Below are 8,980 nucleotides of genomic sequence, written 5' to 3'. Positions count from 1 at the left end.
AACGTCCACTCCGCGCAACAACTCCAGGCCGTGATAGGTGTTCTTGCCGAAATCGTGCGTCGGATCGATCAGGATCGAATCCGCGCGCACCCCGGCCGCGACCGCGTGCTCGGCCGCCCGCACCAGGGTGGCCGTCACTTCGGCCAGGATATCGGCGTAGCGGACCCGGTGCGGCCGGGTGCGCGGCACCGCACCGCCGGTGTGGCTGCACACGATGCCGACGCCCTGCTCGGCCGCCACGGGCACCAGATCCGGATCGGCGCCCGCCCAGGTGTCGTTGATCAGGTCCGCGCCCTCGCGCACGGCGGCCAGCGCCACCTCGGCGCGCCAGGTGTCGATGCTGATCAGTAGCTCCGGAAACTTCGCGCGGATCGCGGCGACGAACGGAAGCACCCGCCGGGCCTCCTCCTCGGCATCGACCAGCGATCCCGGCCCGGCCTTCACCCCGCCGATATCGACCAGGTCGGCGCCCTCGTCCACCGCGCGCACGACCGCGTCCATCGCGGCGGCGTCGGTGAACGTGGCACCCCGGTCATAGAACGAATCCGGCGTGCGATTCACGATCGCCATCACCAGCGCCCGATCCGTCGCCACCGGCTTGCCGCACAAGGTCGGAAGCGGTGAAACGGTGGCGCTGAACATGCCCCGACTGTACCGACCCCTGTGCCGAGCGGTCTCGGTCAGCTCTTGGGGGCGCGGCCTGCGGCTACCTCGTCCGGGTAGTCGGGATAGAAGGGAACGTAGCCCTTGTCACGGCCGGCGAGGACGTAGAGCGGTTGGTCGTCGTCGGGGGTGTAGCCCTGTTTGCGCAGCTCCACCTTGCGGCTCTTGAAGGTGGAGGTCTGTTCGAGCTCCTGGACCACACGCACGAACAGCGGGACCGCGTAGGCGGGCAGTTGCCGGAACACCAGTTCTGCGAGTGCCGCGCCGTCGAGGTCCCCGTCTGGGGCCAAGGTCACCGCCGCCATGCCCGCCTTGCCGTCGGCGCCCGGGATATCTACACCGTAGACGACGGCCTGCGAGATCGCCTCGGACCGGGTCAGCGCGCCCTCGACCTCGGTGGTCGCGACGTTCTCCCCCTTCCAGCGGAAGGTGTCGCCGAGCCGATCCACGAAAGCGATGTGATGCCAACCCTGATCGCGCACCAGATCGCCGGTGTCGAACCAGAGATCCCCCTGCTTGAAGCCGTCGCGCACCAGCTTCGCTTCGGAGGCCGCTTTGTCGGTGTAACCGTCGAACGGCGACCGGTCGGTGATCTTGGACAGCAGCAGTCCGACCCCGCCGGTACCGACCCGGCGTAGGCGACCGTTCTTGTCGCGCTTGGCCTTTCCGGTCTCGTCGTCGTAGTCGACGACGGCGTAGGGCAGCGGCCCGAACCCCGCGGTGCGGTCCACGCCGAACGCGTTGATGAACGCGATGTTGACTTCGCTGGCCCCGTAGAACTCGACGATCCGGTTGATTCCGAACCGCCGCTTGAACTCGTCCCACAGTTCCGGGCGCAACCCGTTGCCGACCGCGAGCCGGACCTTGTGCCTGCGGTCGGTCGCCTTCGGCGCCTGGTTGAGCAGGTAACGGCACAGCTCACCGATGTAGATGAACGCCGTCGCCTCTTCGCGGATCACCTCGTCCCAGAACCGCGACACCGAGAACTGCCTGCCGAGCGCGAACGTGCCACCCGCGCTCAGCACCGCGGACAGCGCGACGGTCAGCGCGTTGTTGTGATAGAGCGGCAGACAGCAGTACAGGGTGTCGTTGCCGCGCAGGCGAATTCCGAGCCCGCCGAGGCCGACCATGCTCTTGGTCCAGCGCAGGTGCGTCATCACGCTGGCCTTGGGCAGGCCGGTCGTACCGGAGGTGAAGATCAGGAAGGCCCGCTCCTTCGCGGTGATCTCCTTGCACACCGGCGGATCGGCATCCGGCGCGTCCTGTGCCGCCGCCTGTAAATCGTTGCTGTACAGCACATTCGACGGCGGTTCCGGCAGCGAGTCGAGCGCCTGCGCGCATTCCTCGCCGACCACGTCGAGCACGCTGTTCAGCAAACCGAAGCTGTGCGCGAGCACTTGGTCGCGCTGGTGGTGATTGAGCAGGCCGACGGTGGCGCCCAGCTTCGCCGCGGCGAGCACCACGAACAAGGTCTGCGGCCGGTTGGTCATCAGCACACCGACCACGTCGCCGCGCCGCACCCCGCGCGCGGTGAGCACCGCGGCGTACCGGTTCACCTCGTCGTTGGCCTGGCGGTAGGTGCAGCCCGCCCCTTCGAAGCGCAGGAAGATGCGGTTCGGATGCCGGTGCGCGGCGCGCTGGAAGCACAGGCCCACCGAGGATTTGGCGTCCGGCCCCACCAGCATGCCCGGCGCGCTGCGCAGCATGCCCGGCGCGTCGAGCGCCATCGCGGGAAGGTTTTTGGCCAGATCGAACAAGCTCACCGTGGAGCGACCGTCGGAACTCACTATCCCGCTCTCCTCAATCAAAAGCTGGTGCTCACGCCTCCAAAGCCGCGAAGGCGGAAGGTATATCGGCGACCACGGTGACGCGGTCCATCGCGGGCTGGGGCACGAACTTACGGTCGTAGAGTTCGTCGAGCCACTGGAACAGGCCTCGGTAGAAGCCATCCGGGTCCAGCACCACCACCGGCTTATTGTGCTGTCCCAGATAGCCTCCGGTCCAGGTTTCGAAGAACTCTTCCAGCGTGCCGATGCCGCCGGGCAGGGTCAGGAAGGCGTCCGCGCGGTCTTCCATGATCTGCTTGCGCTGCCGCATAGTGTCGGTGACGACCAGTTCGTCGGCGTCGACGTCGGCGACCTCGCGGTGCACCAGATGCTTCGGGATCACCCCGATGGTGTTCGCGCCGCCGGCCCGCGCCGCCGTCGCGATCGCGCCCATCATCGACACGTTGCCGCCGCCGGACACCAGTTGCCAACCGCGCCGGGCGATCTCGGCGCCGACCGCGGCGGCCAGATCCAGATAAACAGGATTGACGGTGCTCGCGGAACAGTAGACACAGACGGCGTAGGGCTGTTCGCTCACCACTGGTCCTCCGTGCCGATCGCATCCTCCGCGCCGCCGGACTCCGCGTTGGCGAGGATGATCTGCACGACCTCTTCGACGCTGTCGGTGACATGGATCAGGCCGAGGTCGCCGGGCGAGATCTTGCCGGAACCGCCCAGCGAGTCCCGCATCCAGTCGACCAGCCCGGCCCAATACCTGCTGCCGAACAGGATGATCGGGAAACGGGTGATCTTGCGGGTCTGCACCAGGGTGAGCGCCTCGAACAGTTCGTCCAGGGTGCCGAAACCACCGGGCAGGCAGATGAAGGCCTCCGAGTACTTCACGAACATCGTCTTGCGGACGAAGAAGTAGCGGAAATTGATACCGAGATCGACCCACTCGTTGAGGCTCTGTTCGAACGGCAGCTCGATGCCGAGACCGATCGAATAGCCGCCCGCCTCGCAGGCGCCGCGGTTGACCGCCTCCATCGCGCCGGGACCGCCGCCGGTGATCACCGCGAAACCGGCTCGGGCCAGCGCGGCACCGATGGCCAGGCCCGCCTGGTATTCGGGGTGGTCGGGTTGGGTCCGCGCCGAACCGAACACGGTGACCGCGCGCGGCACCTCGGCGAGCGCGCCGAAACCCTCGACGAACTCGGCTTGGATGCGCAGCACGCGCCACGGGTCGGTATGCACCCAGTCGGTGTCGCCGCGCCGGTCGAGCAGGTTGCGGTCGGCGGTGCCGACCTCGTTCGCCCGGTCGCGCCGGAACATGACCGGTCCGCGGAACTTGGCTGTCGACTTCGGCTTGTTGGCAACCTCGCGGTCAGCGGCGTCGGTGGACATGCGATCCAAACTACCGGGAGGTTGTCGCGGCAACAGACCTGAGCCGAGAAGTCAGCCGCCGTTCACCTCGAGCGCCGCCGCGCGTCAGGCGCGCACGCCGGTGAGGTAGCTGCGCAGCATCGCGGTGACGGCGGTGATCTGGTCGACCGGGACGTGCTCGTCCCGCTTGTGCGCGAGATTCGGATCGCCGGGGCCGAAGTTCACCGCGGGAATACCGCGCGCCGCGAAACGGGCGACGTCGGTCCAGCCGTACTTGGCGCGCACACCACCGCCGCCGTGCTCGTGCACCGAGGCGATCAGGTCCGCGGCGGCCGGTGCGCTCAGGCCGGGCAGTGCGCCCGGGGCCGAATCGGTCACCTCGAAGGACAAGTCGAGACCGGCGAAAACCTCGCGCACGTGCTCGATCGCCTGCTCGACCGTGCGGTCCGGCGCGAAACGGAAGTTCACGTCCACCTCGGCGGCGTCGGGCACCACATTGCCCGCCACACCGCCCGCGACGCGCACCGCCGACAAGCCTTCACGGTAGCCACAGCCGTCGATGTCGACCTCGCGTGCCCGGTACTCGGCCAGCCGCTGCAGGATCGGTGCCAGGCGGTGGATCGCGTTGTCGCCCAACCAAGCTCGCGCCGAATGCGCGCGCACCCCGGCGGTGGACAGCCGGACCCGCAGCGTCCCTTGGCAACCCGCCTCGATCCAGCCGCCCGAGGGTTCGCCGAGCACCGCCAGATCGCCGGCCAGCCAGTCCGGCAGGTCGCGCTCGATATGCCCGAGTCCGTTGAATTCCGAGGCGATCTCCTCGCAGTCGTAGAAGATCAGCGTCAGATCGTGCACCGGGTCGGCGACCGTCGCGGCCAGATGCAGGAACACCGCGTCCCCGGACTTCATGTCCACCGAACCGCAGCCGAACAGCACCCGCTCGCCCGCGTCGTTCACCGCGAAATGGCTCGGCACGTTGTCGGCGATCGGCACGGTGTCCAGATGGCCGGCCAGCACCACCCGGGTCGGCAGGCCCCGGTTCGTCCGCGCCAGCACCACATTGCCGTGCCGGCGCACCTCGAAGCCCGTCGTCTGCTCGCGCAGCGCCCGCTCCACGAGATCGGTGATCACCGCCTCGTCCCGCGACACACTGGGAATGTCCACCAGAGCTCTGGTCAGCGCGATCGGGTCCGCCCGCAGATCAAGGGTCACGTCCCCACCCTACGACCGCGCCCCCACCCCGCCGCCGCGCAGTGCGTACACGCCGCCACACCACACCACGCGCACCACACCACGCGCACCACACCACGCCACGCGCACCTCAGCACGCCGCCTACACCTCAGCACCCCGCCCACACCTCAGCACCGCGCGTTTCAGCACGCCGCGCGCATTTCAGCACGCCGCGCGCATTTCAGTCGACGATTTCGTGCGCGTGGCGCTGATGAGGGCGCAGCGTAGGCGGACGGCCGCGGCGCGGGTGTTGGGCATCTGATCGGCGGGCGCGAGACGTGGGGTGCGGCACAGGAGGAGGGTCACCGTCAGGGGCAAGCGGTCGGTAACCTCTACGAACGTGAGCACTCAGGGAGCAGCAGCAGTCGGTATCGCCAACGTGACCGCGGACGGGACCGTCCTGGACACCTGGTACCCGAGTCCGGAGCTCGGCACGTTCGCCGAGACCGGAACCAAGCGGCTGGACGAGGCGCCCGCCGAGTACGCGGCGCTGCTCGGGGTCGACGAGGCGCGCGGGGTCGACGTGGTCGCGGTGCGCACCACGATCGCCGACCTGTCCGCGGCGCCGGTCGACGCGCACGACGTCTACCTGCGCCTGCACCTGCTCTCGCATCGCCTGGTTCGTCCGCACGAGGTGAGCCTGGACGGCCAGTTCGGCCTGCTCAGCAACGTGGTGTGGACCAACCACGGCCCGGCTGCGGTGGAAGGTTTCGAGACCACCCGCGCCAAGCTGCGCGCGCGCGGCCCGGTCACCGTGTACAGCGTCGACAAGTTCCCGCGCATGGTCGATTACGTGGTGCCCTCCGGGGTGCGGATCGGCGACGCCGACCGGGTCCGGCTCGGCGCGCACCTCGCCTCCGGCACCACCGTCATGCACGAGGGCTTCGTGAACTTCAACGCGGGCACCCTGGGCAACTCCATGGTCGAGGGCCGCATCTCCGCCGGTGTGGTGGTGGGCGACGGCTCCGACGTCGGCGGCGGCGCGTCCATCATGGGCACCCTGTCGGGCGGTGGCACCACCGTCATCTCCATCGGCGAGCGCTCCCTGCTCGGCGCGAACGCGGGTGTCGGCATCCCGCTCGGCGACGACTGCGTCGTCGAGGCGGGCCTCTACGTCACCGCGGGCACCAAGGTCACGGGTCCGGACGGGACCGTCGTCAAGGCCAGCACCCTCAGCGGCCAGAACAACCTGCTCTTCCGCCGCAACTCCGTCACCGGCGCCGTGGAAGTGGTGCCGCACAAGGGCACCGGCGTCGAACTGAACGCCGCCCTGCACGCCAACGACTGACCACGCGCCTCCGCACGACCTGCCCTGGCGTCGAGCTCGCCGAACCTCCACATCCACACCGCTTCTCGGGATCCGCACTCCTTCTGACCCGCCACAGGTAGTGCAGATCCCGAGAACCGGCGCAGATCCCGAGCAGCACCCGCGGGTCAGGTGAGGCGCTTTTTCTGGACCTTGCCCATGGCGTTGCGGGGCAACGTGTCGACCACGCGGATCTCGCGGGGGCGCTTGTGGGCCGAGAGTTGTTCGGCGACGTAGGCGATCAGGTCCTGTTCGAGGGAAGGCGCTGCCTCGCCGCGCAATACGACGAAGGCGACGATGCGCTGTCCCAGGTCGGGGTCGGGCAGGCCGACCACGGCGGTTTCGGCTACGGCGGGGTGGCCGAGGAGCACGGTCTCCACTTCACCTGCGCCGATGCGATATCCACCGGATTTGATCAGGTCCACCGATTCGCGGCCGACGATGCGATGAAATCCGTCGGGGTCGATGGCGGCGACGTCGCCGGTCTTGAACCAGCCGTCCTCGGTCCAGCTCTCGGCGGTGGCTTCCGGACGGTTCAGGTAGCCGTCGAACAGCATCGGACCGGAAACCTGTAGCGCGCCGATGCTTTCGCCGTCGTGCGCGACCTCGCCGCCCGCCTCGTCCCGCAGCCGGGTCCGCACCCCGCGCACCGCGGTGCCGACCCAGCCGGGGCGGCGTTCACCGTCGGCGCGGGTGGACAGGGTGATCATGGTTTCGCTCATGCCGTAGCGCTCGATGGGCGCGTGGCCGGTGAGTTCGCGCAGCTTCTCGAACACCGGAACGGGCAGCGGCGCACTGCCCGACACGAGCAGCCGGGCGGCGGCCAGTTCCTTTGCGGCATCGGGATCTTCGACGATCCGGGACCACACGGTGGGCACCCCGAAGTACAGGGTGCCGTGCGCGGCGGCGTACGCCTGCGGGGTCGGCTTGCCGGTGTGCACCAGCGGGCTGCCTACCCGGAGCGGTCCGAGCAGGCCGAGGATCAGCCCGTGCACGTGGAACAGCGGAAGCCCGTGCACCAGTGTGTCGTTCGCGGTCCACGCCCAGGCTTCGGCGAGCGCGTCCAGTCCGGCGGCGATGGCGCCGCGACTCAGCAGCACGCCCTTCGGCAAGCCGGTGGTGCCGGACGTGTACAGCACGAAAGCCGTCGACGCCGCATCGGGTTCGGGATAGGTATGCCAGGACCTGGCGTGCACACGCACCGGAACCACCGGAAGTTCGCTGCCCGCAGGGGCTTTGCCGAGCCACGCCTGCGCGCCCGAATCGGACAGGATGTGCGCGAGTTCCGTGGTGCCCGAGTCCGGCGGCACCGGCACCACGGTCACTCCCGCGATCAGGCAGCCGACCACGGCGAGCACGGTGCCGACGGTCGGCTCGGCCAGCACGGCGACCCGGTCGGCCCGGGCCACTCGTTCCGCCACCGAAGTCGCGGCGCCGAGCAGATCACTGCGCGAGAGCGTCACGCCGTCGATGGTGACGGCATCGGGGATATCCGCGCCGCCTGCGACGGCGAGCGGGTTCAGGGAACTGAGCAACAGCGGCGAACCGAACGGCATTCGCTCAAACTACTTCGCCGTTCCCCGGCGCAGCAGCACCGGGCAGCACCGGGAGTGTGACGGTTGACACGCCCGTGAGGCGGTGAGAAAGTTTATGTACATCCTTCTCACCGGACAGAGGTCAACGATGACCAGGCCACTTCGCGCAACGACGCCCGAATCCGAATCCGCGGACGAACTCGACATCACGCAGTTCATCGACGGCATGGTGGGACTGCTCGCCGGCGCGGCGAACGTCATCATGCAGCTCAGCAATCCGCCGGTCGGCTACGGCGTGCTGGAGAGCACCGTGCACAGCGGCAACGTGATGTTGCATCCGGTCAAGCGCCTGCGCACCACGGTCACCTACCTCGCCGTGGCCATGCTGGGCTCCTCCGACGAACGCGCCGACTACCGCGAAGCCGTCAACCGCTCGCACCGTCCCGTGCATTCGACCGCGTCGAGTCCGGTGCGCTACAACGCTTTCGACCCCGACCTGCAGTTGTGGGTGGCCGCCTGCCTGTACTGGGGCGCGCAGGACACCTACACGCGCCTGCACGGCCCGATGGACGAGGCGACCGCCGACGCGTTCTACCGGCACAGCGCCCGGCTCGGCACCACCTTGCAGGTGCGCGACGGCATGTGGCCCGCCGACCGCAAAGCCTTCGCCGCCTATTGGGATCGGCACCTGAGCGCTACCACGATCGACCCGCCGGTCCGCGACTACTTCAACGATCTGATCGATCTGAAGATGCTGCCGCTACCGCTGCGACTCCCCTTCGCGCGGGCACACCGCTTCTTCGTCACCGGCCTGCTGCCCGCACACCTGCGCGACCAAATGGGTTTCACCTGGTCCACACGGGAGGACCGGGCACTCGAACGCATTCTGCGCACGCTCGGCACCGCCGAGACCCTACTCCCGGCTCCGGTGCGTATGTTCCCGCTCAACGCCTACCTGGCCGACTTCCGCCTGCGCCGCAGACTCGGCCTGCGCCTGGTGTGACCCGCGGGCGACGGACACAAGTTCGCGTCGCCCGCATGTCGTGCCCGGCTTTTCGCCGCACGCGGTGTTATCTCGGCAGAGACGGGCATACCGCGC

8 protein-coding genes are annotated in these 8,980 nt (G+C 68.8%); 2 read left to right on the top strand and 6 right to left on the bottom strand.

What is annotated here, in order from left to right:
- The 5 genes from folP to dapE all read right to left on the bottom strand — a co-directional run.
- Positions 1-642: dihydropteroate synthase (gene folP, locus TY25_RS01485; RefSeq protein ID WP_042253481.1), on the bottom strand; the 642-nt coding region annotated here is incomplete at its 3' end.
- Between the two features lie 38 nt (positions 643-680).
- A complete protein-coding gene (locus TY25_RS01480) occupies positions 681-2,450 on the bottom strand; it encodes a long-chain-acyl-CoA synthetase (protein WP_081868613.1) in 1,770 nt (589 codons plus the stop codon).
- A gap of 31 nt (positions 2,451-2,481) precedes the next feature.
- The gene (locus tag TY25_RS01475) at positions 2,482-3,030 is read right to left on the bottom strand and encodes an LOG family protein (RefSeq protein WP_042253480.1); all 549 of its coding nucleotides are present in this window, start codon (positions 3,028-3,030) and stop codon (positions 2,482-2,484) included.
- The gene (locus tag TY25_RS01470) at positions 3,024-3,833 is read right to left on the bottom strand and encodes an LOG family protein (protein ID WP_014987967.1); all 810 of its coding nucleotides are present in this window, start codon (positions 3,831-3,833) and stop codon (positions 3,024-3,026) included. Before TY25_RS01470 ends, TY25_RS01475 begins: the two co-directional genes overlap by 7 nt.
- A gap of 84 nt (positions 3,834-3,917) precedes the next feature.
- Positions 3,918-5,021 (bottom strand): succinyl-diaminopimelate desuccinylase, encoded by a 1,104-nt coding sequence (gene dapE, locus TY25_RS01465; protein WP_042253477.1) that lies wholly within the window; start codon positions 5,019-5,021, stop codon positions 3,918-3,920.
- Between the two features lie 359 nt (positions 5,022-5,380).
- Here dapE and dapD point away from each other — a divergent pair, with 359 nt between their 5' ends.
- Complete coding sequence (gene dapD / locus TY25_RS01455; RefSeq protein WP_042253473.1) at positions 5,381-6,328, top strand: 2,3,4,5-tetrahydropyridine-2,6-dicarboxylate N-succinyltransferase; 948 nt, start codon at positions 5,381-5,383, stop codon at positions 6,326-6,328.
- 146 nt (positions 6,329-6,474) lie between these two features.
- Here the strand turns inward: dapD and TY25_RS01450 are convergent, their stop codons facing one another.
- A complete protein-coding gene (locus TY25_RS01450; protein WP_042253471.1) occupies positions 6,475-7,902 on the bottom strand; it encodes an acyl-CoA synthetase in 1,428 nt (475 codons plus the stop codon).
- A 127-nt stretch (positions 7,903-8,029) separates the two neighbouring features.
- Between TY25_RS01450 and TY25_RS01445 the strand changes: the two genes are divergently transcribed.
- Positions 8,030-8,884, top strand: coding sequence for an oxygenase MpaB family protein (locus tag TY25_RS01445; protein ID WP_042253469.1), 855 nt, complete (start codon positions 8,030-8,032; stop codon positions 8,882-8,884).
- Positions 8,885-8,980: the final 96 nt, after the last annotated feature.

The sequence above is a fragment of the Nocardia brasiliensis NBRC 14402 genome, from assembly GCF_000308475.2.
GTDB classification, from domain to species: Bacteria; Actinomycetota; Actinomycetes; order Mycobacteriales; family Mycobacteriaceae; genus Nocardia; species Nocardia brasiliensis.
The sequence above is the reverse complement of the archived record's forward strand: the minus strand, read 5'-3'. Positions and strand labels throughout refer to the sequence as shown.